This window comes from Stenotrophomonas sp. 86428_Sma (genome assembly GCF_056481585.1).
Genome location: NZ_CM151156.1, coordinates 1,079,808 through 1,101,164, shown reverse-complemented (window position 1 = coordinate 1,101,164; position 21,357 = coordinate 1,079,808). Strand labels below are relative to the sequence as shown.

The following is a 21,357-nucleotide window of genomic DNA, read 5'->3' as shown; positions in this document are numbered from 1 at the left end:
GCATGGCGTGGATCTACTGAACAGATTCGGCTGGCGCGAACCGCATTCTGGTGGGTGCGAACCTTGGTTCGCACCGTGACGCGGTGTCGGTGGCCCCATCCACGCATGGCGTGGATCTACTGAACGGTGTGTCCAGACATGGTGGCAACCGCACCCCAGTAGATCCACGCCATGCGTGGATAGTGCCAACCGGCGCCCAGGAATCATCCCGCCGCCGCACTGATCCGGATCGCCAGCAACTCGCCACCGCCCTGCAACGCGTGCCGCTGCCGTTCACCGGCCGCCAACCACGCAGTGTCTCCCGCCTGCAACGCCGGCAAGCCGCTGTCGGCACCGAACTCCGCCTGACCGGCCAGCAGATGCAGCGCCCAGGCCACACCCGTTTCGCAGAAGAAGAACATCGTGCCCACCAACGGCCGGTGCAGCAGTTCGGCCTGCAGCAGCTCGCGCTTCCACATCAGGTTGAAGTCGTGGGTGGTGCCGTCCACCAATTCGCCGTGCAGCGCGTCCTCGCCGGCAAAGCGCACGCGCCCGTGCGGCGGCAGCACCTCGGCCACACGGCCATCCTCGAAACGCAGGCGCACGCCATTGCCCTGCAGCAGCACCAGTTCGCGCTCCACGCCGGGGAAGGCAGAGAACGCGGCATCCTGCTCGATTTCGGCCACCGACAGGCGTAGCGCCCAGTCATCACCCTGCGCCGGCAGTCGCAGGATCTCGCGAGTCCAGCCCAGGCCGTTGCGCCAGCGTTCGCGGCGATAGTCCAGGCGGGAGATCACCTGGCTCGGAGTGTGCAACAGGGAGTCGATGTTCATCGGCGCATTGCATCATGCCGCGCGCCGTCATGCATCACCGCGTGGCGAGCGTGCCCTGGCCACCACACTCACCGCCCAGCAGCTGCGAGTGCTTCAGCCAGTCCTGGTCGGGGTAGTAGGCGAACACCATCGTGCCGCCACGCAATGCGTCGATCAGTGGCTTGGCCACCGACAGGCGCACTGCCGGACAGCCCAGGCTGCGGCCGAGCCGTCCCTGCAGCTGCGCGGTCGCCGGATTCACATAGGGCGCGCCGTGGATGACGATCGCACGGTCTCGCGCGCGGTCGTTGAAGCCCGGTTCCAGCCCGGCCAGGCGCAGCGAGTACCCATTGCCGCCCATGTAGGTCTCCTGCGCGGTGAACGCGCCAAGACTGGACATGAAGCTGCCATCGCGGTTGGAGAAGTGTTCGGTGCGGTTCTCACCGCTGTTGCGGCCATGCGCCACCCATTCCTCGAACAGCAGGCGCTGGTGGGCCAGGTCGAACACCCACAGGCGCGGCTCGGTGGACGGCCGCGAATAATCGATCACGCTGAGGCGATCACCATTGATGCCCAGCTCCGGCCGCTGCAGCGCGCAGCGCATGGCGTGCGCCGCCAGCTGCAATACGTGGCGGTCGGCCTTGGGCGCACTGCGCGACAGCAAGGCGGCCAGATCATCGGCACTGGTGGCAAGGGCGGGCGTCTGTGCCAGCGCCGGGGCGCTGGCCGAGGTCGCCAGCAGGCCGAACGCGGCCAGCCGGCACAGGCGGGATGCAGTCATGGGCACAACGAGGGCACTCAGTTGCCCTTGAGGGTGGACCCTGGCGGCTCGGATTCCAAGACCGGCTGCATTCCGGATTCAGCCGGGCTTGGGCGGACCGCCGGCAGCGAGGTCACCAGCAGGGTCGTCCCCGGCACCAGTACCTGGTACAGCTGGCGGGCGAACTCGGCCGGCAGCGCCATCGGCAGCGAGGGCGTGGCCAGCAGGTCCGGCGTGGCCTGGGCGCGGTCCTGGCCCAGCAACGGGTAGGCCGTCCACTGGTGCAGGCGCTGGTTCACGTCCAGCGGGCTGGGGGTGTCGCTGTAACCCTGCCCCATCACGAACAGCGTGGTGCCCTGGAACGCCGGCAGGGCGTCAGCCTTCAGCGGTGACTCGCCGATCATCACGCCATCGCGCAGCACGTACAGGCGCTGGTCGTGCAGGCTGACCAGGATGCCGACCTGCCCGGCCGGGGCCGCACTGTCATCCCACCAGGCCTGCGCCGGCGCCCCGCCCTCGGCCTCCGGCAGGGCCTGGCCGCGCGCGTTCACCGGCGCCAGCACCGACGGATAGGCCAGGGTCATCGGTGAGCTCTTGGCATCGGCCACGACCACGGTATCGCCGCGCTGGGTTTCGCTGAACAGCTTCTGCGCGAAGGCCTGCGGCAGGCGCACGCAGCCGTGCGAGGCCGGATGCCCGGGCAGGCTGCCGCCATGCAGGGCGATACCGTCCCAGGTCAGCCGCTGCATGTACGGCATCGGCGCGCTGTTGTAGAGGTTGGACCTGTGGTCCTTGTCCTTCTGCAGGATGGTGAACACGCCGGTTGGCGTCTCGTGCCCGGCCTTGCCCGAGCTGATCGTGGTCAGGCCGATGGCAATGCCGTTGCGGTAGACGTAGGCGCGCTGCTCATCGAGGCTGACCACCAGCACGATCGGGCCGGTCGGCGAGATTTCCGGATGCCAGAGGTATTCGCCCGGCTTGAGGTCGGTCGGCCCGCGCACTTCAGCGCTGCTGGCTGCGGCAGCCGTGGGCTTGGCAGCCGCTGTCGGCGCAGCGGCATGGGCCAGCAGCGGCAGGGCCAGTGCAAGGGCGAGCATCAGGGTGGTGGGGCGGTGCGGGAGCATCCAGCGGGGGTCCTTTCCATGCGGTGCGGCCACCGTACACCATCGGCCCGTGGTGGCCGCGGCAAAACCAGGCGCCGGAAATGAAACTGCCCGGCGACACAGCCATGTGTCGTACCGGGCAATCGTTACGTCCTTGTCGGCCTGCTGCCGCCCCCTCGCATCCTGCGCTGTGGGGGTAGCGTTGCATCCTGCACGCGGCCGCGTCTGTCCTGTTTGTATCTCAGCCCCTTCCACAGGTCTGTGATGCCACCATCCTGGTGATTGGTGCCGCGTCCTGCGGCGGTCGGTGGTCACGGCCTTCCTGTCCGTGTCCGGTGAACCAGCCTCCTGCCGGTTCCGACGATTCCTGCTGTCAGCGCCTCGGTACGGTTCGCACCGGTACCGATCCGGGTACCGGATCCGCCGGCAACAACCTGTTGCCTACGGTGATCCGCTGTCGATTCCGTTCGACGATTGCTTTCCCTATCCCCTTCACCTGCGTCAGGTCCTCGACGCGATGAAACGGGCCGTGTCTGCGCCGGTGCTCGACGATCGCCTCGGCCTTGGCGGCTCCGACCATCGTCAATCCCTGCTGCAGCGCCTGGGCATCGGCGCGGTTGATGTCGATCGGTTCGGCGGCATGCGCCCCAGCGATCCACACGACCAGCACCAGTGCCCTCAACACGACACTCCAAGGCACGACGTGTATCTCCTTGTGATTCTGGCCGTCCCGACCGGCAATCCCGTCGGTAGGAACAGTGTCCGTCACCACATGCACACAGCCTATCGGTTTCCTGGATTTCTAAAAGCCAGCCAAATACCCGACGTGATGTAGGAAAAACCCTACCCGCGGCACAGGCGTAGAATGGCCGGATCAGCCCATGCAACCGGAGTTTCAGATGGACAGCGCCAAGCTCGGCCAATTCGTCAATGACAAGTGGGACAGCGAAATCGTCCCGCAGTTGGTCGACTACATCCGCATTCCCAACAAGTCGCCGATGTTCGACGCCAATTGGGTGCAGAACGGCTACATGGAACAGGCGGTCACCCTGATGGAGAACTGGGCCAAGGCCCAGCAGCTGCCCGGCCTGAAGGTTGAAGTGGTGCGCCTGGAAGGCCGTACCCCGCTGATCTTCCTGGAAATTCCGGCTACCGGCGCCGAAACCGGCGACGACACCATCCTGCTCTACGGCCACCTCGACAAGCAGCCGGAAATGACCGGCTGGGACGACGACCTCGGCCCGTGGACCCCGGTCCTGCGCGGTGACAAGCTGTATGGCCGCGGCGGTGCGGACGACGGCTACGCCATCTTCGGCTCGCTGGCCGCGGTGCTGGCACTACAGGCCCAGGGCCTGCCGCACGCCCGCTGCGTGGTGCTGATCGAAGCCTGTGAAGAGTCGGGCAGCTATGACCTGCCGGCCTACGTCGACCACCTCGCCGACCGCATCGGCAAGCCGTCGCTGGTGGTCTGCCTGGATTCGGGCTGCGCCAACTACGACCAGCTGTGGTGCACCACCTCGCTGCGCGGCCTGACCGGCGGCAACTTCACCGTGAAGGTGCTCAACGAAGGCGTGCACTCCGGCGATGCCTCCGGCGTGGTGCCGTCCAGCTTCCGCCTGCTGCGCCAGCTGCTGTCGCGCATCGAGGACCAGGACACCGGCCGCATCCTGATCGACGGCATGAACGTTGAGATCCCGGCCGAGCGCCAGGAACAGGCCAAGCGCGCCGCCGAAGTGGTCGATACCGAGATCTTCGAGAAGTTCCCGATGGTCGACGGTCTGCGTCCGATGAACGAGGACCTGACCGAACTGGTGCTCAACCGCACCTGGCGCCCGGCACTGTCGGTCACCGGCGTCGGTGGCATGCCGGCGCTGGAATCGGCCGGCAACGTGCTGCGCCCGCAGACCTCGGTGAAGCTGTCGCTGCGCCTGCCGCCGACCGCCGATGGCAAGACCTGCGGTGAGCTGCTGAAGGAAGCGCTGCTGCGCGATCCGCCGAACGGCGCGCAGGTCACTCTGGATCTGGAAAAGGCCTCCACCGGCTGGAACGCCCCGGCCATGGCGCCGTGGCTGACCCAGGCCATCGACGACGCCAGCCAGGCCTTCTTCGGCAAGCCGGCGATGTACATGGGCGAAGGTGGCTCGATTCCGTTCATGGGCATGCTGGGTGAGAAGTTCCCGGGCGCCCAGTTCATGATCACCGGCGTGCTCGGTCCGCACTCCAATGCACACGGCCCGAACGAGTTCCTGCACATTCCGATGGGCAAGAAGGTCACCGCCTGCGTGTCCAAGGTGATCAGCGAGCACTACGCCGCCAGCCTGCGCGGCGAGACCAGCGGTTCGCCGGTGGCTGCCGACAGTGGCACCCGCCACGGCGACCACGGCTGCTGCTGAATCCGGCACACCGTGACGGACGCAGCCTGGCCTTGCTAGGCTGCGTCCACCCTTGGTGGAAATCGCGCGCATGAATGGTCTGTTCGGCAGCAGCAGCTGGCTCTACATCATCCTGGTCGGCTTCTTCGTCGGCCTGCTCGGGCGATTCTTCATGCCCGGCAACAACCGCATGGGCTGCCTGCTGACCATCGTGCTGGGCATCATCGGCGCGCTGCTGGCCGGGTGGTTCGGCCAGTACATGGGCTGGTACGCCCCCGGTGAGCCGGCCGGCTTCCTCGGTGCGGTGCTGGGCGCGGTGGCCGTGCTGGCCGTCCTGCGTCTGTTCAGCGGTCGCCGCTGATCCCGCACCCTCTTCCCTTCCTGTTCCCGACGTAGGCGCGCCCGGCGCGCCCGGATATGCCTGCATGACCGAACCCGCCTCTGATCCCCAGCGCAGCGCGCAGCGCCTGCAGTGGGCCCGTACCCAGCTCGATGATTCCAGTGCGGTGGTCGAACGCGCCTCGGTCGATGCCGGCATGCGCAGCTACTGGCGCACCACCAGCACGCGCGGCAGCCACATCGTGATGGATGCCCCGCCGGGGCTGGAAGATCCGCGCCCGTGGCTGCGCATGCGCGGCCTGCTGGATGACAACGGCCTGCGTGTGCCCGCGCTGCTGGCACAGGATCTGGATGCCGGCTTCCTGCTGCTGGAAGATCTCGGCGGCCCGACCCTGGCGAAGATCCTCGACGAGCGCAACGCGGACGAATGGTTCGGCCGCTCGATCGAACAGCTGCTGCGCCTGCAGGCGATCCCGGTGCCGGCCGACTTCAGCCAGTTTGGCGAAGCGCTGCTGCAGCGCGATGCCGGCCTGTTCGACGAATGGTTCCTGCAGCGCCACCTGAACCTGGAACTGGACTGCGGTGAGATTGAAGGGCTGCAGCTGGTGCACCGCAGGTTGATGGACAACGCGCTGGGCCAGGCCCAGCTGATGACCCATCGCGACTACATGCCGCGCAATCTGATGCCGGTCGAGAATGGTCCGGCAGTGCTGGATTTCCAGGACCTGGTGCGCGGCCCGATCGCCTACGATGCGATGAGCCTGTTCAAGGACGCGTTCCTGAGCTGGCCGCTGCAGCGTGTGGACGAGTGGCTGGCGCAGTATCACGAGCGCGCCCGCAACGCCGGCCTGCCGGTGCCCGACCGCGCCACCTTCCTGCGCGATGCCGACTGGATGGGCATCCAGCGCCACGTGAAGATCCTCGGCCTGTTCTGCCGCCTGCGCTACCGCGACAACAAGGGCCATTACCTCGACGACGCGCCGCGCTTCATCACCTATCTGGATGAAGTGCTGCCGCGCTACCGCGAGCTGGCACCGCTGCAGCAGCTGCTGGAACACCGCATCAAGCCGGCGCTGACCGACCTGGCCGCACCGATGCGCGTGGCCCGATGAAGGCGCTGGTCTTTGCTGCCGGCCTCGGCGAGCGCATGCGCCCGCTGACACTGCACACGCCCAAGCCGCTGCTGGAAGTGGCCGGCAAACCGCTGATCGTCTGGCACCTGGAACGCCTGGCCGCACTCGGCGTGCGCGAGGTGGTGGTCAACACCGCATGGCTGGCCGAACAGTTTCCAGCGACGCTGGGCGATGGCAGCCAATGGGGCCTGCGCCTGCATTTCATGTACGAAGGGCAGACCCCGCTGGAAACCGGCGGCGGCATCCTCAATGCACTACCGGTGCTGGGCGAGGCCCCGTTCCTGGTGGTGAACGGCGACATCTGGACCGATTTCGATTTCGCCACGCTGCCGCGCGAGCCGCAGGGCCAGGCGCACCTGGTGCTGGTCGACAATCCCGCGCAGCACCCGGACGGCGACTACCGTCTCGATGCACAGGGCGTGTTGCATCACGACCGCGAAGGCCCGTGCCTGACCTATGCCGGCATCGGCGTGTATCGCCCTTCCATCGTGGCCGACTGGCGCACGGTGATCGGTGATGCACCGGGCAGCGAGCGGCTCCCACCGAAGTTCTCGGTGGTGCCGCTGCAGAAGCACTTCATGGCGCAGGGATTGATGACGGGGCAGCACCATCGCGGGCGCTGGACCGATGTCGGGACCGTGGATCGCCTGCGCGCGCTGGATGTTGAGTTGGCCGCGAACGGCTGAGCCCCTCGTGGCTGGATGCCTAATCAGTAGAGTCGAGCTTGCTCGACTGCAAAGCCGTGCTTGGCCGGGCGGGATGGGTACGCGGGGGACGCCGTGAATCCATCCATGGAGGCTTGTCCGCGGCATCCATGCCGCAGACACCCCCGCGTACCCATCCCGCCCGGCCTCTGACAGTTTCCGTGCGCGTCCAGCCACGGAAAAGAAAAAAGAAAAGCAAAAGCGGGTCGCGTCGCTATGCTCGCTCTGGTGTCGACCAAGGTCGACACCTACCACAAGCAAGACGCGTGTCGACCAAGGTCGACACCCACCAACAGCCGCGGGAACCTGTCGAAGGCGGGGTGGCTCAGGTTGCGGGGGCGTGAGCGCCATGGATGGCGTGATCGAGGCTACATGGACGTACTTGCGCCGTCCCCCGCAACCTGAGCCACCCCGCCATCCCACGAATAGCCCGCTTTTGACGTTGACGTTGCCCTGGCATCGGCGGGTGCAGGGCGCAGCCCTGCAAAGCAAACCCCAACCTCAGTAACGCGGCCGGCCTTCTTCCAGCACCTGGCGCAGGAACGGCACGGTGATCCGCCGCTTCGCCGCCAGCGACTCGCGGTCCAGCCAGTCCAGCAGCGTGATCAATCCACCCAGCTCGCGACCGGTGTGCGACAGCAGCCACTCGATCGAGGCCTCGTCGATCGCCAGCCCACGCCGCAGCGCGCGCTCACGCAGCACCGCTGCCCGCCCTTCCTCATCCAGCGGCTGCAGCAGCACGCGCACGCACTGGCCCAACCGCGAGCGCAGATCGGGCAGTACCAGGCCCAGTTCTTCCGGCGCCTTCTGCGCCGTGTACAGCACGGTCACGCCCGCAGCGCGCGCGCGGTTGTGGAAATCGAACAGCGCGATCTCGTCCTCGCGGTTGCCGGCAACCTCGTCCAGGCCGTCCAGCGCCACCAGTTCGCGCGCTTCCAGCCCATCGAGCGCCGCGCGTACGCGGCCGGCGGCGCTGGCCAGCGGTACGTAGGTCGGCAGTCGCCCGGCCTGCTCGGCGCTGGAGCACATCGCCAGTGCCTGGTGGGTCTTGCCCGTGCCCGCCGCACCTTCCAGATAAACCCAATCGTGGCTGGCACCCACCGCGATCGCGCGCAGCTGCGCCAGCGCGCCGTCCGGCGCGCCGATGAAGGTCTCCAGGCGCTGGTCCCGCGGGTAATGCAGGGCCAGCGGCAGTTGCGGCACACCCATCACTTCAGGTCGGGGCCCTTGTCGTTCGGAATGATGATATGGGGGGCATCGACCACGCCATCAAGCACGATCGCCGGCTTCTCACCCACGTACAGCTCGCTCTGGCGATAACGCTGGTGCGCGTAGCGCAGCAGCACGTTGGTCACCGCTGCCACCGGCAGCGCCAGCAGCATGCCGAGGAAGCCGAACAACTGGCCGCCGGCCATCACCGCGAAGATCACTGCCACCGGGTGCAGGCCGATCTTGTCGCCGACGATGCGCGGGGTCAGTACGTAGCTTTCCAGCAGCTGGCCCACGGTGAACACCACGCCGACCAGGATCAGCAGCTTCAGGTCGAAGCCCTGTGCCTGCACCAGTGCGGCGACCACCGCCATCAGGATGCCGGTGGTCGCGCCCAGGTAGGGAATGAAGCTGATCAGGCCGGCAATCAGGCCGATCAGCAGACCCAGCTTGAGGCCGACCAGCGACAGGCCGCCGGCATAGATCACGCCCAGCGCCAGCATCACCAGGAACTGCCCGCGGATGAACGCACCGAGCACTTCGTTGGATTCGCGTGCCAGCGCGGAGATGGTGCCGATCTGGTTGCGCGGAATCACCGACGCCACGCGCTCGACCAGCTTGTCCCAGTCACGCAGGAAGTAGAACGCCAGGATCGGCAGCAGCAGGATGTTGACCACCCAGGTCACCATCGCAAAGCCCGAACGCGAGACGTAGCCCATGAACGTGGTGGCGAAGCCGCCGGCCTGCTGCCAGTGGCTGCGCACCCATTCGATCAGGCGGTCCGGGTCCAGCCACTGCATCACTTCCAGGCCGGTCTTCTGCTCGAACCAGGGAATGCCCTTTTCCATCAGCCACGCCTGTGCCTGCGGCGCGACCGCAATCAGGGTGGTGATCTGGCGCTCGATCATCGGCACCAGCACCAGCAGCAGCGCCACGATCACCAGCACCATCGCCGCGAACACCAGCACCACGCCGGTCATGCGCGAACGGCCGGTGGCCTCGATGCGGTCCACCAGCGGATCGCCCAGCCAGGCCAGCGCCAGCGCCAGCACGAACGGGGTCAGGATCGGCGCCAGCAACCACACCACCCAGCCGATCAGGCCGGCGAACAGGATGTACTTCAGGCGGCGCAGAAACTGCGCGATTTCCGCTTCCGGGGTCAGGTTCATCGCAGGCGGTACTCGTTGCTGACCGGCGCAGCGACCGGGGCACCGGTGGTGTCGTCGATCGGCGTCGGCAGGGCCGGCAGCGGTGCGCTCGGCACCAGCACGCCGTTGTCGCCCAGCATGCGGTTGAAGCCGGCCAGGCCGGTGGTCATCTCCAGGCTCAGCTCCAGCTGGCCGGCCGAAGCGTGCAGCGGGGTGACGTTGCGCACCACCGGCACCTCACGCAGGCCCGCAGCCAGGCGCAGGTAGTCGTCGGCACTGTTGATGCCGGTCACCACCACCCGGTAGGTGCCGGCCTGGCCGACGGCCGCGCCGGCCTTGGCATAGCGCTTGACCAGCGCATCGGCGGCACCATCGGCACCGGCGGCCATCGCGCGCATGGCGTTGGCGTCCTTGCTGGTCCACTTGTTCAGCTCACGGCCGTTGTCAACGAACACCCAGTCCGCCTGCCAGCCGCCATTGGCGCGGTACAGCTTGCCGATCAGCTGCATCGGCGGCGAGTAGCGCGAAGAGGCACGGGCCACGGCGGCACTGTCCTGGCGCCAGATGGCACCGGCCAGCGCCTGTTCGGCGGCACCACCGCTGGGCAGGCCCAGCTTGTAGCCGCGTTCAATGGCGCGGTTCAGCAACGGGCGGGCGGCGTTGGCCTGCTGCACGCTGACCAGGCGCGGACCGCTGCCGTCATCGACGGCCAGCCACAGCACCGGCTTCGGTCGGGGCTGCGGCCACAGCGGCAGGCCCAGCGCCGACACCAGCGAATCGACATCGTCCTCGCGGAAGCGGGCCACCAGCAGGGTGCGGAAGCTGGGGGCGCCACTGGCGCTCACGCTCTGGTCCTGCTTGTAGTCGTAGCTGGCCACGTAATCCTTGGCATTGCGCAGCGCCTGCGCCACGCCAGGGCGCGACATCACGCTGCGATCGCCGGACAACTTGCCCAGTACAACGCTCAAGGCGCGGGCCAGCGCACCGTTGCGGTCGGCTTCGGCCTGGCTGTTGACGGGCACTTCGGCCTCGTACGCGCCAGTGGCGGTGGCAACATCACCCTCGGTGCGCAGGCCGCTCTGGGCCATCGTGGCCACCGGCAGGCTCAGCGCAAGGAGCAGGGTCAGAATCAGGCTGCGGCGCATCAGGACATCCATTGGCTCGACGTATCCGGGGGAATTGTTGCCCGAATACGGCCTTTGCGCCAATGCGGCCTGTTAAAATCGCCCGTTCAACCCCTGCCAGCGCCGACGCCCGTGACCAACACCCCGTCTTCCGCCCCCTCCCCCCTCACCTACCGTGACGCGGGTGTCGACATCGACGCCGGCAACGAACTGGTCGAGCGGATCAAGCCCCTGGTCAAGCGCAGCTTCCGCCCGGAAGTGATGGGCGGCCTGGGCGGCTTCGGCGCCCTGTTCGACCTGTCCAACAAGTACCGCGAGCCGGTGCTGGTGTCGGGCACCGACGGCGTGGGCACCAAGCTGAAGCTGGCCCACCAGCTGAACCGCCACGATACGATCGGCATCGATCTGGTCGCCATGTGCGTGAACGACGTGCTGGTGCAGGGTGCCGAACCGCTGTTCTTCCTGGACTACTTCGCCACCGGCAAGCTGGACATCGACACCGCCGCGGCGGTCGTGGGCGGCATCGCCAACGGCTGCACCGAGGCCGGCTGCGCGCTGATCGGCGGCGAAACCGCTGAAATGCCCGACATGTATGCCCCGGGCGAGTACGACCTGGCCGGCTTCACCGTCGCCGCCGTCGAGAAGAGCGAGCTGAAGGATGGCGCCAGCGTGGCTGCCGGCGATGTGCTGATCGGCATCGCTTCGTCCGGCCCGCATTCCAACGGCTACTCGCTGGTGCGCCGCATCTACGACCGCGCCGGCCGCCCGGCCGAGCTGGAGCTGGAAGGCGGCGTGAAGCTGGTCGATGCGCTGATGGCGCCGACCCGCCTGTACGTGAAGCCGATCCTGTCGCTGCTGAAGTCGCACGGCGCGGCCATCCACGGCATGGCCCACATCACCGGTGGTGGCCTGACCGAGAACATCATCCGCGTGGTGCCCGAAGGCCTCGGCCTGGACATCCAGGCCTCGTCCTGGACCCTGCCGCCGGTGTTCCAGTGGCTGCAGAAGGAAGGCGCGGTCGCCGACAGCGAGATGTGGCGTACCTTCAACTGCGGTATCGGCTTCGTGCTGATCGTGGCGCCGGACCAGGTGGCCGCGGTATCCGATGCGGTCAAGGCGCAGGGCCTGGAGCACTGGACCATCGGCCAGGTGGTCACCGCCGAAGGCGCCGAGCGCGTCCACATCGCCTGATCCCGACAACCCAGGAGCCCGCATGGACGCAACGCCCCCCTTGTCGCCCGCCCCCGTGCCGCCGCCGCTGGCGACGGTACCGGTGTTCAACGCGCAGGATGCCGACCACCTGCGCATGCTGGCCATCGCGCACTACGTGGTCGGCGGCCTGATCGTGCTGTTCTCGCTGATCTTCATCATCCACATCGTGCTGGGCATCACCGCGCTCACCGGCAACCTGCCGATGAATTCCGGCGGCCAGCCGTCGTCGCCGGCCGAACAGCGCCTGTTCGGCTGGATGTTCACCCTCATCGGTTGCATCGCCGTATTCGGTGGCGTCAGCCTGGGCGCGTTCGTCGCCTATGCCGGCCGCTGCCTGGCCCAGAGACGCCGCTACCTGCTGTGCCTGATCGCGGCCGGCCTGGCCTGCCTGTTCACCCCCATCGGCACGGTGCTGGGGGTGTTCGGCCTGATCACCCTGCTGCGCCCGCAGGTGAAGGCCGCCTTCGACCTTCCCACCACGCCCGCATGACCGCCTCCGGCAATCCGCCGCCGCTGCCGCATCAGACCCTGGCGCAGCTGCAGCTGACCAGCCATCTGCAGACGCTGAAAGTGCTGTTCTACGCGTTGGCCGGCTTCCATTGGTTCGCCACAGTGGCGTTCCTTGGCCTCAGCGGATGGGTGGCCCACTCGCGCGGGCTGGACGACGCCTGGATGCTGACCACGGTCTATGCGTCCATCGCCGTGCTGGCGGCCGTGCTGGGGTTCGTGCAGTTGTATACCGCGCGCCAGCTGTCACATCGCACCGGGCTGGCCTGGTGCCGGCGCGCGGCGTGGCTGGGCGTACTGGCCGGCCCGCTGGGCATGGCCTTGGCCGCCTATGCCTGGGTGTTCCTGTCCAAACCTGACATGGCCGCGCTGTTCGACCGCGGCGACCACCTCAGTGTCTGAACCTGCCGGCAGACGCCCCGTCCTTTCCTGATCGATTTCCCATGTCCGCGCCTGCCCTCCCGACGTCCGCTTCGCCCACCACCCACCGTTTCTCGGGCCCCAAGAAGCTGGCCTTTGCCGCCGTGCTGGCGGTGTTCGCAATCAGCTGGGTCCACCCGCTGTGGCCTACCGAACAGGCCCTGCACAGCACCCTGACCGTGATCGGGCTGGCCGCGCTGCTGTGGGTCGACCGTCGCGGCGGCTGGCTGGGCAATGGTGCCTTCATCGCGATCTGCGGCTTCATCGCCCTGCACTGCGTGGCCGCGCGCTGGCTGTATTCCAACGTGCCCTACGACGCCTGGGCGCAGACGCTGAGCGGCTGGTCGCCGAATGCGGCCTTCGGTTGGCAGCGCAACCATTTTGATCGCCTCATCCACTTCCTGTTCGGCGTCTGCTTCACTCCTGCGCTGCTGCAGCTTGCCCGTCATGCGTGGCCGGCGCTGCGCCTGGGCCAGGCCTTCACCCTGGCGGTGATGACGGTGATGTGTGCCAGCCTGGTCTACGAATGGTTCGAGTGGGCCATCGCGCTGGCGCTGTCACCGGATGCTGCCGAGGCCTACAACGGGCAGCAGGGCGACATGTGGGACGCGCACGCCGACATGCTGATGGCCACCCTCGGCAGCCTGCTGATCTGGCCGCTGATCCGCCGGAGCGCCCAGCAGTGACCGCGACCACCCGCATTGCCGTGCTCGCCTCCGGCCGCGGCAGCAACCTGCAGGCCATCCTCGATGCCATTGCCGACGGCCGACTGCCCGCCGAGGTGGTCGGCGTGTTTTCCGACCGCCCCGCCGCAGAGGCCCTGCAGCGCGTCGCACCGAACCTGCGCTGGGCGCATGCACCGAAGTCCTTCAGCGACCGCGCCAGCTACGAGCAGGCGCTCGGCGATGCGCTGGCCGCAGTACAACCGGACTGGATCGTCTGCGCCGGCTACATGCGCATCCTCGGCGCGGCCTTCGTACAGCGCTTCAATGGCCGGCTGGTCAACATCCATCCATCGCTGCTGCCGCTGCACAAGGGCCTGGACACCCACGCCCGGGCGCTGCAGGCGGGCGACGCCGAGCACGGTGCCAGCGTGCATCTGGTCGTGCCCGAGCTGGATGCGGGCGCCGTGCTGGCGCAGGTGCGGGTGCCGGTGCTGCCCGGCGATGACGCCGAGAGCCTGGCCGCGCGCGTGCTGGCGGTGGAGCATCCGCTGCTGATCGCCACCCTGCAGCTGTTGTGCGCCGGCCGCCTGGCTGAACGGGAGGGCCAGCCGCAACTGGACGGTCACCCCCTGTTTAGCCCGTTGGCCCTAGATTCCGCCGGGAACCTGAACCGGTAGCCCCCATGCACACGCCCCGCTGACTGCGGGGCTGGCATCCTGCCCCCTCCTGCGGTCCCTGTCCTCCATGAAGACCACGACCCTGCTGTCCACTCCATTGCTGTTGTCGCTTGCCGTGTTCCCCGGCGTGGGCTGGGGCCAGGCACAGGCGCCCGCCGCCCCGCCGGCACCGGTGCCCGCAGCTCAGCCGCCAGCCGATGCGCCGGCCGTACCGATGCCACCGGCACTGGCCTGGGAGCCACCGCCGCTGCAACCGTTCAGCGCCACCTACCAGGCCTTCTACAAGGGCAAGGAAGCGGGCGATGCCAGCATGCAGGTCACCCACACCGGCGGCAGCCAGTGGCGGGTGGACATGCAGGTGGTCGGCCGCCGCGGCTTTGCCAGCGTGCTGGGCCTGAACATCGAACAGAGCACAGTGTTCGAGGAGCGCAGCGGCGTGTATGCGCCGCTCAGCCAGAGCACGGTGCGCAAGGGCCTGTTCCTGGGCAAGAAGGCGGTCGGCACCTACAACTGGCAGGCCGGCACCGCGCAATGGACCGGTGACGTCAAGAAGGAACGCGCGCAACCGATCCCGCTGCAGGCAGGCGACCAGAGCGCGCTGCTGATCAACCTGGCGATCATGCGCGATGCGCGTCCAGGCGCCTCCATGCATTACCGCTACGTGGACATGGGCAAGGTCCGCGAACACGACTACCAGGCCGCGCCGCAGACCGAGAACGTCGAGGTCGGCGACCTGTCCTACAACGCACTGCGGGTCTACCGGACCAACGGTGGCAGAAACGAAACCATTCTCTGGATCGCCAACGGTGTCCCCACCCCGGTGCGCATCCTGCAACGCGAAGACGGCGAAGACCGCGTCGATCTGCGCCTGATCGAATACCAAGGAGTCTGAGCATGAATACCCTGACCCGCCCCCTCACCTGGATCGCAGCCGCTGCCCTGACCGTGGCCAGCCTGCCGGCCATGGCGCTGGAACCGTTCAAGGCCGATTACCTGGCCAGCTACATGGGCATGCAGGCCAACGGCACCATGACCCTGGCCAGCGAAGGCAGCAACAAGTGGCGCTACAGCCTGCAGGTGAAGAACCAGCTGGCCGACCTGAGCCAGAGCACCGTGTTCGAAGAGGTGCGCGGCCAGCTGCGCCCGCTCAGCAGCCAGGACCGTTCGGCGCTGCTGGTGAAGAAGCGCAACGTGCAGGCCAACTACAACTGGACCAGCAACCAGGCCACCTGGACCGGCGACATCAAGCCGGACCGCGCCGGCCCGATCGCACTGAAGTCCGGTGACATGGATGCACTGCTGATCAACCTGGCGATCGCCCGCGACCTGGCCGCCGGCAAGCCGCTGACCTATCGCATGGTCGACGAAGGCCGCATCAAGAACATGACCTACCGCGTGATCGGCAAGGAGTCGATCACCGTGGGCGGCAAGAGCTACGAAGCCACCAAGGTCTCGCGCGCCGACGGCAACAAGGAGCTGATCGCCTGGATCGTGCCGGAATTCCCGGTACCGGCGCGCATGCTGCAGCGTGAGAGCGGCCGCGATGCGCTGGACCTGACCATCAAGGCGATGAACTGACGCGCGAACCGGTAGTGCCGGCCACTGCCCGGCATTCTCGCGATGCTCCACGAGGTTGATGGGGTTGCCGGCCAGCGGCCGGCACTACCGAAAAGAAAACGCCCGCTTTCGCGGGCGTTTTCTTATTTCTTCGCTTCAGCCGGTTTCTGTTCCTCGGCCGGCTTGAACTCGGTGCGGCAGTCCACGCGGATCTGCTCGCCGGTGCTGCGCCAGACGAAAGTGCGGCAATGACGGTTGCCATCCTGGCTGTCATTCACCGCAACGGCATAGAACGACTCGATGATCTCGTCGCGCGAGACCGTGCCATCGCCGTTCCAGTCCATGTCCTTCTGCTCGATGCCCTGGGTGATGGCGATGTTGGCGTACCAGGCATAGCCCAGCCACGCCAGCACGATCAGCACCAGAGCCAGCAGCGCCTTGCGACGCGGGCTGAACTTGCCGCGCAGGATCATGGCACGCGCCGGATGGTGGCGCCGAGCGAAGACAGCTTCTCTTCGATGTTCTCGTAGCCACGATCAAGGTGGTAGATGCGGTCGATGGTGGTATCGCCGCTGGCCATCAGGCCGGCCAGGATCAGCGATGCCGAGGCGCGCAGGTCGGTGGCCATCACCGGCGCGCCGCTCAGGTGCTCGTTGCCACGCACGATGGCGGTATGCCCTTCGACCTGGATGTCCGCGCCCAGGCGCAGCAGTTCGTTGACGTGCATGAAACGGTTCTCGAAGATCGTTTCGTTGATCACGCCCACGCCGTCGGCCACGCAGTTGAGCGCCATGAACTGCGCCTGCATGTCGGTCGGGAATGCCGGGTACGGCGCGGTGGTCAGGTTGACCGCCTTCGGCCGCTTGCCCTGCATGTCCAGGGTGATGGTGTCTTCGGTGGTCTCGATCTTCGCACCGGCTTCGACCAGCTTGGACAGCACCGCGTCCATGGTGTTCGGGCGCGCACGGTTGACCGTGACCTTGCCACCGGTCATCGCTGCGGCCACCAGGAAGGTGCCGGTCTCGATGCGGTCGGGCAGCACTTCATGGCGGCCGCCGGACAGGCGCTCGACGCCTTCGATCACCAGGCGGGCAGTGCCCAGGCCTTCGATCTTCGCGCCCAGCGCGATCAGGCAGTGCGCCAGATCGGTCACTTCCGGTTCCATCGCGCAGTTGTCGAGGATGGTGGTGCCTTCGGCCAGCACCGCGCCCATCAGCACGTTCTCGGTGCCGGTGACGCTGACCATGTCGAAGGTGAAGTGCCCCCCCTTCAGCCGCTTCGCGGTGGCCTTGATGAAGCCGTTCTCGACCACGATCTCGGCACCCAGCGCCTGCAGGCCCTTGATGTGCTGGTCGACCGGACGCGAACCGATCGCGCAGCCGCCCGGCAGCGATACTTCGGCCGCGCCGAAGCGGGCCAGCAGCGGGCCCAGCACCAGGATCGAGGCGCGCATGGTCTTGACCAGCTCGTACGGTGCCACGTGCTGGTTGACCGAACGCGGGTCGACCACGATCGCACTGCCGCGCGACAGCGTGCCCTGGTCGATGGTGACCTTGGCGCCCAGCTCGCCCAGCAGCTTCACCGTAGTGACCACGTCGTGCAGGTGCGGCACGTTGGTGATCTCCACCGGCGCATCGGCCAGCAGGGTCGCGCAGAGAATGGGGAGGACGGCGTTCTTGGCGCCGGAGATGCTCACTTCACCGTGCAGCGCAGCGCCGCCGGTCACAACGATCTTGGCCATGTATTCGGGATCTTCTGCGGTTCAGCCGGCTTCGGCCGGGGTCACGGTTTTCAGCGCCAGCGCGTGGATCGCGCCGCCCATCAGGTCGCCCAGCGTGGCATACACCATGCGGTGGCGAGCCAGCGGCATCTTGCCGGCGAAGGCCTCGCAGACCACGGTCGCTTCGAAATGCACGCCATCGTCGCCCTGCACGTCGGCGCGGGCGCCGGGCAGGCCGGTTTCGATCAGATTGCGGATGGTGTCGGCGTCCAACGGGCTTTCCTAATAAAATGTGCCTCCATTCTACTTCCGCTGCGTGGCGTCCGCATGGCCGAATCCCTGTTGCCCCCCCGTTCCGTCGACCCTGCCGGCCTGGTCGCCAGCGGCCGCCGCGTCTTCGAGATCGAGCGGCAGGCGCTGGACGCCGTGGCCGACCGCCTTGGCGAGGCGTTCCAGCAGGCCTGCCAGGCGATCCTGGGCAGCCGCGGCCGGGTGGTCGCCACCGGCATGGGCAAGTCCGGGCACATCGCCCGCAAGATCGCCGCCACCCTGGCGTCCACCGGTACGCCGGCGTTCTACGTGCACCCAGGTGAAGCCGGCCACGGCGACCTGGGCATGATCACCGAGGACGACGTGGTGCTGGCCCTGTCCTATTCGGGCGAGTCAGACGAGGTGCTGATGCTGCTGCCGGTGCTCAAGCGCCAGGGCAACGTGCTGATTTCCATGACCGGGCGCCCACAGTCCAGCCTGGCCACCGCCGCCGACATACACCTGGACGTGAGCGTGCCGGCCGAGGCCTGTCCGCTGGCGCTGGCGCCGACCTCCAGCACCACCGCCTCGCTGGCGATGGGCGACGCGCTGGCGGTGGCCCTGCTCGATGCGCGCGGCTTCACCGCCGACGATTTCGCCCGTTCACACCCGGCCGGCAGCCTCGGCCGCCGCCTGCTGCTGCACATCACCGACGTGATGCACACCGGCGACGACCTGCCCAGCGTGGGCGCCGACGCCAGTCTCAGTGAAGCGCTGATGGAGATGAGCCGCAAACGGCTGGGCATGACCGCCGTGGTCGATGCCGGCGGCGTGCTGATCGGCCTGTTCACCGACGGCGACCTGCGCCGCGCGTTGGACAGCGCGCTGGACGTGCGCACCGCGAAGATCGCCGATGTGATGACGCGCAACCCACGCACCATCGGCGCCGACCAGCTGGCGGTGGAGGCGGCCCGGCTGATGGAGACCCACAAGATCACCGGCCTGATCGTGGTCGATGGCCAGGGCCGTGCGGTCGGCGCCCTGAACATTCATGACCTGTTGCGGGCCCGGGTGGTTTAACCGACAGTCCGTAGACCCCATTCAGTCTGTACTGCCCCACCCGAACCCACCGAGCCTGCCGCCCTGATGCCCTGGTCCCCCTTGCCCGCCTTCCCTGCCCACCTGCATGCCGCCGCGGCCCGTATCCGCCTGGCCTGCTTCGACGTGGACGGCACCCTCACCGACGGTCGGCTGTACTACGACAAGGACGGCAACGAGAGCAAGGCGTACTTCGTGCAGGATGGCCTGGGCCTGAAACTGCTGCAGCAGCACGGCATCCACCCCGTGCTGATCACCGCGCGCAACAGCCAGTCCGCGCTCAAGCGCGGCGCCGACCTCGGCATCGACACCCAGATCGCCGTGGGCGACAAGCTGGCCAGCGTGCAGGCGCTGTGCGCGCAGCATGGCATCGGCCTGGAACAGGTGGCCTTCATGGGCGATGACCTGCCCGACCTGGCGCCGCTGGGCGCGGTCGGCCTGGCCGTGGCACCGGCCAACGCCCATCCGTGGATCGCCGAGCGCGTGCACTGGCAGACCCGTGCCGATGGCGGGCGTGGCGCCGCGCGCGAGCTGTGCGACATCCTGCTGGCCGCGCAGGGGCATGTGGATGCGGTGCTGGCGAGGTTCGGCGCATGAACCTGCCGACCGTGAACTGGCGCACCCTGCTCGGCATCGGCCTGCTGCTGGCGGCCCTGCTGAGCAGCTGGGCGGCGCTGCGCAACCGCGACAAGGGGCCGGCCAATGACGGCAAGGAAGTCGGCGTGGACTACATCCTGCACGACTTCCAGATCGTCGCCCTGGATGAGCACGGCAAGGAATCGACCACGCTGCGTGCGCCGCTGCTGGAACGCCAGCGCGGTGACCAGACCATCAACATCGCCACGCCGTTGTTCGAGATGCCGGACAAGGATGGCAGGCACTGGACCCTGCGTGCCGAAACCGGCTGGCTCAGCGCCAAGGGCGACGAGATGAAGCTGCGCGGCAATGTCGCCGGCGACAGCCCGGTCGGCCCGGGCACGGTGCCGACCACCTTCCGCACCGACCATCTGGACGTGTTCCCGAAGGAAAACCGCGCCCGCACCGACGCCCTGGTGACCATGACCCGCCCGGGCATGGAACAGTCCGGCGTCGGCTTCGAAGTGGATTCGAAGAACAACACGTATCATTTCCTCAGCCAGTCCAAGGGCCGCTACACGCCCAAACGCTGATTCCGCCGCCAGCCTGCGACGTCTCCGGACAGGCGCAGGGCCGGCAGCCCCACCCGCCCGCCTCCGGTCCACCCGGGAGGCCCCCACCGGTAGAACGGACCCCGATGAAGATTCCCTTTGCCGCCGTACTCGCGCTCGGTCTTCTTGTCCCCAGCGCCGCCTTCGCCAAGTCCACCGACCGCAACGAAGACATGCACATCGATTCCGGCGCCCAGTCCGGCATGCTCACCGGCGACGGCAAGACCGTGCTGTCGCAGGGCGTGATCATCACCCAGGGCACGCTGGACCTGCGTTCGTCCGAGGCCGAGATCTACCTCAAGGACGGCGAGGCCGTGCGCGTGGTGTTCACCGGCAAGCAGGCCAGGATGAAGCAGCAGCTCGATGATGGCACCTGGATGGACGCGCTGGCCGATCGCATCGACTACGACATCAAGACCGAGATCATCACCCTGACCGGCAACTACAAGGTCACCAGCGCGCGCGGCACCAATGCCGGCCAGCGCATGGTCTACAACACCCGCACCGGCGAAATGAACTCCGGTGGCGACGGCAGCCGCGTGCGCACCGTCATCCCGCCGAAGAACAAGACCCCGGCCGCACCTGCGGCACAGCCCAAGGCCACCACGCCGGCACAGCCGGCCGGGAGCAGGAAGTAATGCTCGTCGCCAAGGGCCTGCGCAAGAAGTACAAGCAACGCGAAGTCGTCAAGGACTTCGGGCTGACCCTCGACGCCGGTGAAGTGGTCGGCCTGCTGGGCCCCAACGGCGCCGGCAAGACCACCTGCTTCTACATGATCGTCGGCCTGGTTGCCGCCGATGCTGGCAGCATCGTGCTCGACGGCAAGGACATCACCGGCGACCCGATGTATACCCGGGCCAAGCAGGGCGTGGGTTACCTGCCGCAGGAGCCGTCGGTGTTCCGCAAGCTGACCGTGGCCGACAACATCCGCCTGGTGCTGGAGCTGCGCGAGGGCCTGGATTCGGCTGGCCGCGAGCGTGAATTGAACAGCCTGCTCGACGAACTGCAGCTGGGCCACGTCGCCGACCAGCTCGGCGCCAGCCTGTCCGGTGGCGAACGTCGCCGCTGCGAGATCGCCCGTGCCCTGGCCGCGCAGCCGCGCCTGATCCTGCTCGACGAACCGTTCGCCGGCGTCGACCCGATTTCCGTCGGCGAGATCCAGCGCATCGTCACCCATCTCAAGCAGCGTGGCATCGGCGTGCTGATCACTGACCACAACGTGCGCGAGACCTTGGGAATCTGCGACCGCGCGTATATTCTCGCTGAGGGCAGCGTGCTGGCCCAGGGCTCGCCGGAAGCGATCCTGGACAATGCCGACGTGCGTCGCGTCTACCTTGGGGATTCCTTCAAGCTGTGACGGCAAGCGCCGGGTCCCTCTCCTT

Annotated in this window: 26 protein-coding genes; 16 read left to right on the top strand and 10 right to left on the bottom strand. The window is 67.6% G+C overall.

Features of this window, described 5'->3' with window-relative positions:
• Positions 1-203: 203 nt before the first annotated feature.
• The 4 genes from ACZK3J_RS05065 to ACZK3J_RS05050 all read right to left on the bottom strand — a co-directional run bounded on the left by ACZK3J_RS05065 (position 204) and on the right by ACZK3J_RS05050 (position 3,354).
• Entirely contained in the window at positions 204-812 is a 609-nt protein-coding gene (locus tag ACZK3J_RS05065; protein ID WP_478476468.1) for a HutD/Ves family protein, read from the bottom strand.
• 34 nt (positions 813-846) lie between these two features.
• Complete coding sequence (locus tag ACZK3J_RS05060; protein WP_071228075.1) at positions 847-1,572, bottom strand: murein L,D-transpeptidase catalytic domain family protein; 726 nt, start codon at positions 1,570-1,572, stop codon at positions 847-849.
• Between the two features lie 17 nt (positions 1,573-1,589).
• Complete coding sequence (locus ACZK3J_RS05055) at positions 1,590-2,675, bottom strand: L,D-transpeptidase (RefSeq protein ID WP_478476467.1); 1,086 nt, start codon at positions 2,673-2,675, stop codon at positions 1,590-1,592.
• A gap of 352 nt (positions 2,676-3,027) precedes the next feature.
• The gene (locus tag ACZK3J_RS05050; RefSeq protein ID WP_012510302.1) at positions 3,028-3,354 is read right to left on the bottom strand and encodes a ComEA family DNA-binding protein; all 327 of its coding nucleotides are present in this window, start codon (positions 3,352-3,354) and stop codon (positions 3,028-3,030) included.
• A gap of 199 nt (positions 3,355-3,553) precedes the next feature.
• Here ACZK3J_RS05050 and ACZK3J_RS05045 point away from each other — a divergent pair, with 199 nt between their 5' ends.
• The 4 genes from ACZK3J_RS05045 to murU all read left to right on the top strand — a co-directional run bounded on the left by ACZK3J_RS05045 (position 3,554) and on the right by murU (position 7,184).
• Positions 3,554-5,047 (top strand): M20 family metallopeptidase, encoded by a 1,494-nt coding sequence (locus ACZK3J_RS05045; RefSeq protein ID WP_010483606.1) that lies wholly within the window; start codon positions 3,554-3,556, stop codon positions 5,045-5,047.
• A 70-nt stretch (positions 5,048-5,117) separates the two neighbouring features.
• Positions 5,118-5,387 (top strand): GlsB/YeaQ/YmgE family stress response membrane protein, encoded by a 270-nt coding sequence (locus ACZK3J_RS05040; protein WP_049398791.1) that lies wholly within the window; start codon positions 5,118-5,120, stop codon positions 5,385-5,387.
• Between the two features lie 64 nt (positions 5,388-5,451).
• On the top strand, positions 5,452-6,477 hold the full coding sequence (locus tag ACZK3J_RS05035) for an aminoglycoside phosphotransferase family protein (protein ID WP_478476466.1): 1,026 nt from the start codon (positions 5,452-5,454) through the stop codon (positions 6,475-6,477).
• Entirely contained in the window at positions 6,474-7,184 is a 711-nt protein-coding gene (gene murU / locus ACZK3J_RS05030) for an N-acetylmuramate alpha-1-phosphate uridylyltransferase MurU (RefSeq protein WP_478476465.1), read from the top strand. The genes ACZK3J_RS05035 and murU overlap by 4 nt, the downstream gene beginning before the upstream one ends.
• 519 nt (positions 7,185-7,703) lie before the next feature.
• Here the strand turns inward: murU and hda are convergent.
• Genes hda through ACZK3J_RS05015 form a run of 3 tightly spaced genes read right to left on the bottom strand, consistent with a single transcriptional unit; the run spans position 7,704 to position 10,716 of the window.
• On the bottom strand, positions 7,704-8,411 hold the full coding sequence (hda, locus tag ACZK3J_RS05025; RefSeq protein ID WP_032130359.1) for a DnaA regulatory inactivator Hda: 708 nt from the start codon (positions 8,409-8,411) through the stop codon (positions 7,704-7,706).
• The gene (locus ACZK3J_RS05020; RefSeq protein ID WP_032130360.1) at positions 8,411-9,580 is read right to left on the bottom strand and encodes an AI-2E family transporter; all 1,170 of its coding nucleotides are present in this window, start codon (positions 9,578-9,580) and stop codon (positions 8,411-8,413) included. The genes hda and ACZK3J_RS05020 overlap by 1 nt, the downstream gene beginning before the upstream one ends.
• Entirely contained in the window at positions 9,577-10,716 is a 1,140-nt protein-coding gene (locus ACZK3J_RS05015; protein ID WP_032130361.1) for a DUF2066 domain-containing protein, read from the bottom strand. Before ACZK3J_RS05015 ends, ACZK3J_RS05020 begins: the two co-directional genes overlap by 4 nt.
• A 99-nt stretch (positions 10,717-10,815) precedes the next feature.
• Between ACZK3J_RS05015 and purM the strand changes: the two genes are divergently transcribed.
• The 7 genes from purM (at position 10,816) to ACZK3J_RS04980 (ending at position 15,742) form a co-directional block, all read left to right on the top strand.
• Positions 10,816-11,874, top strand: coding sequence for a phosphoribosylformylglycinamidine cyclo-ligase (gene purM / locus ACZK3J_RS05010; RefSeq protein WP_100437458.1), 1,059 nt, complete (start codon positions 10,816-10,818; stop codon positions 11,872-11,874).
• A 22-nt stretch (positions 11,875-11,896) separates the two neighbouring features.
• Positions 11,897-12,385 (top strand): hypothetical protein, encoded by a 489-nt coding sequence (locus ACZK3J_RS05005; protein WP_100437457.1) that lies wholly within the window; start codon positions 11,897-11,899, stop codon positions 12,383-12,385.
• Complete coding sequence (locus tag ACZK3J_RS05000) at positions 12,382-12,804, top strand: hypothetical protein (RefSeq protein WP_032130364.1); 423 nt, start codon at positions 12,382-12,384, stop codon at positions 12,802-12,804. The genes ACZK3J_RS05005 and ACZK3J_RS05000 overlap by 4 nt, the downstream gene beginning before the upstream one ends.
• Positions 12,805-12,845: 41 nt before the next feature.
• On the top strand, positions 12,846-13,508 hold the full coding sequence (locus ACZK3J_RS04995) for a DUF2238 domain-containing protein (RefSeq protein ID WP_049398166.1): 663 nt from the start codon (positions 12,846-12,848) through the stop codon (positions 13,506-13,508).
• Positions 13,505-14,164, top strand: a complete 660-nt coding sequence (gene purN, locus ACZK3J_RS04990; RefSeq protein ID WP_100437456.1) for a phosphoribosylglycinamide formyltransferase — start codon at positions 13,505-13,507, stop codon at positions 14,162-14,164. Before ACZK3J_RS04995 ends, purN begins: the two co-directional genes overlap by 4 nt.
• A 67-nt stretch (positions 14,165-14,231) precedes the next feature.
• Positions 14,232-15,056, top strand: coding sequence for a DUF3108 domain-containing protein (locus ACZK3J_RS04985; protein WP_100437455.1), 825 nt, complete (start codon positions 14,232-14,234; stop codon positions 15,054-15,056).
• Between the two features lie 2 nt (positions 15,057-15,058).
• Complete coding sequence (locus ACZK3J_RS04980; RefSeq protein ID WP_100437454.1) at positions 15,059-15,742, top strand: DUF3108 domain-containing protein; 684 nt, start codon at positions 15,059-15,061, stop codon at positions 15,740-15,742.
• 122 nt (positions 15,743-15,864) lie between these two features.
• On the opposite strand, the gene ACZK3J_RS04975 is transcribed toward ACZK3J_RS04980, so the two are convergent.
• The 3 genes from ACZK3J_RS04975 to ACZK3J_RS04965 are packed head-to-tail and all read right to left on the bottom strand — an operon-like array spanning position 15,865 to position 17,714.
• Complete coding sequence (locus ACZK3J_RS04975) at positions 15,865-16,194, bottom strand: hypothetical protein (protein WP_032130368.1); 330 nt, start codon at positions 16,192-16,194, stop codon at positions 15,865-15,867.
• The gene (gene murA / locus ACZK3J_RS04970) at positions 16,191-17,462 is read right to left on the bottom strand and encodes a UDP-N-acetylglucosamine 1-carboxyvinyltransferase (protein WP_071228066.1); all 1,272 of its coding nucleotides are present in this window, start codon (positions 17,460-17,462) and stop codon (positions 16,191-16,193) included. The genes ACZK3J_RS04975 and murA overlap by 4 nt, the downstream gene beginning before the upstream one ends.
• Before the next feature lie 21 nt (positions 17,463-17,483).
• A complete protein-coding gene (locus ACZK3J_RS04965) occupies positions 17,484-17,714 on the bottom strand; it encodes a BolA family protein (RefSeq protein WP_005408396.1) in 231 nt (76 codons plus the stop codon).
• A 54-nt stretch (positions 17,715-17,768) separates the two neighbouring features.
• On the opposite strand from ACZK3J_RS04965, the gene ACZK3J_RS04960 reads away from it, so the two are divergent.
• The 5 genes from ACZK3J_RS04960 to lptB all read left to right on the top strand — a co-directional run bounded on the left by ACZK3J_RS04960 (position 17,769) and on the right by lptB (position 21,332).
• Positions 17,769-18,770 carry a KpsF/GutQ family sugar-phosphate isomerase gene (locus ACZK3J_RS04960; RefSeq protein ID WP_100437453.1) on the top strand — a complete coding sequence of 334 codons (1,002 nt, stop codon included), beginning with the start codon at positions 17,769-17,771 and terminating at the stop codon, positions 18,768-18,770.
• 66 nt (positions 18,771-18,836) lie between these two features.
• On the top strand, positions 18,837-19,385 hold the full coding sequence (locus tag ACZK3J_RS04955) for a KdsC family phosphatase (RefSeq protein ID WP_049398160.1): 549 nt from the start codon (positions 18,837-18,839) through the stop codon (positions 19,383-19,385).
• Positions 19,382-19,957, top strand: coding sequence for an LPS export ABC transporter periplasmic protein LptC (lptC, locus tag ACZK3J_RS04950; RefSeq protein WP_049421534.1), 576 nt, complete (start codon positions 19,382-19,384; stop codon positions 19,955-19,957). The genes ACZK3J_RS04955 and lptC overlap by 4 nt, the downstream gene beginning before the upstream one ends.
• Before the next feature lie 104 nt (positions 19,958-20,061).
• Complete coding sequence (lptA, locus tag ACZK3J_RS04945; protein ID WP_423166852.1) at positions 20,062-20,613, top strand: lipopolysaccharide transport periplasmic protein LptA; 552 nt, start codon at positions 20,062-20,064, stop codon at positions 20,611-20,613.
• Complete coding sequence (gene lptB, locus ACZK3J_RS04940; protein ID WP_049400688.1) at positions 20,613-21,332, top strand: LPS export ABC transporter ATP-binding protein; 720 nt, start codon at positions 20,613-20,615, stop codon at positions 21,330-21,332. The genes lptA and lptB overlap by 1 nt, the downstream gene beginning before the upstream one ends.
• Positions 21,333-21,357: the final 25 nt, after the last annotated feature.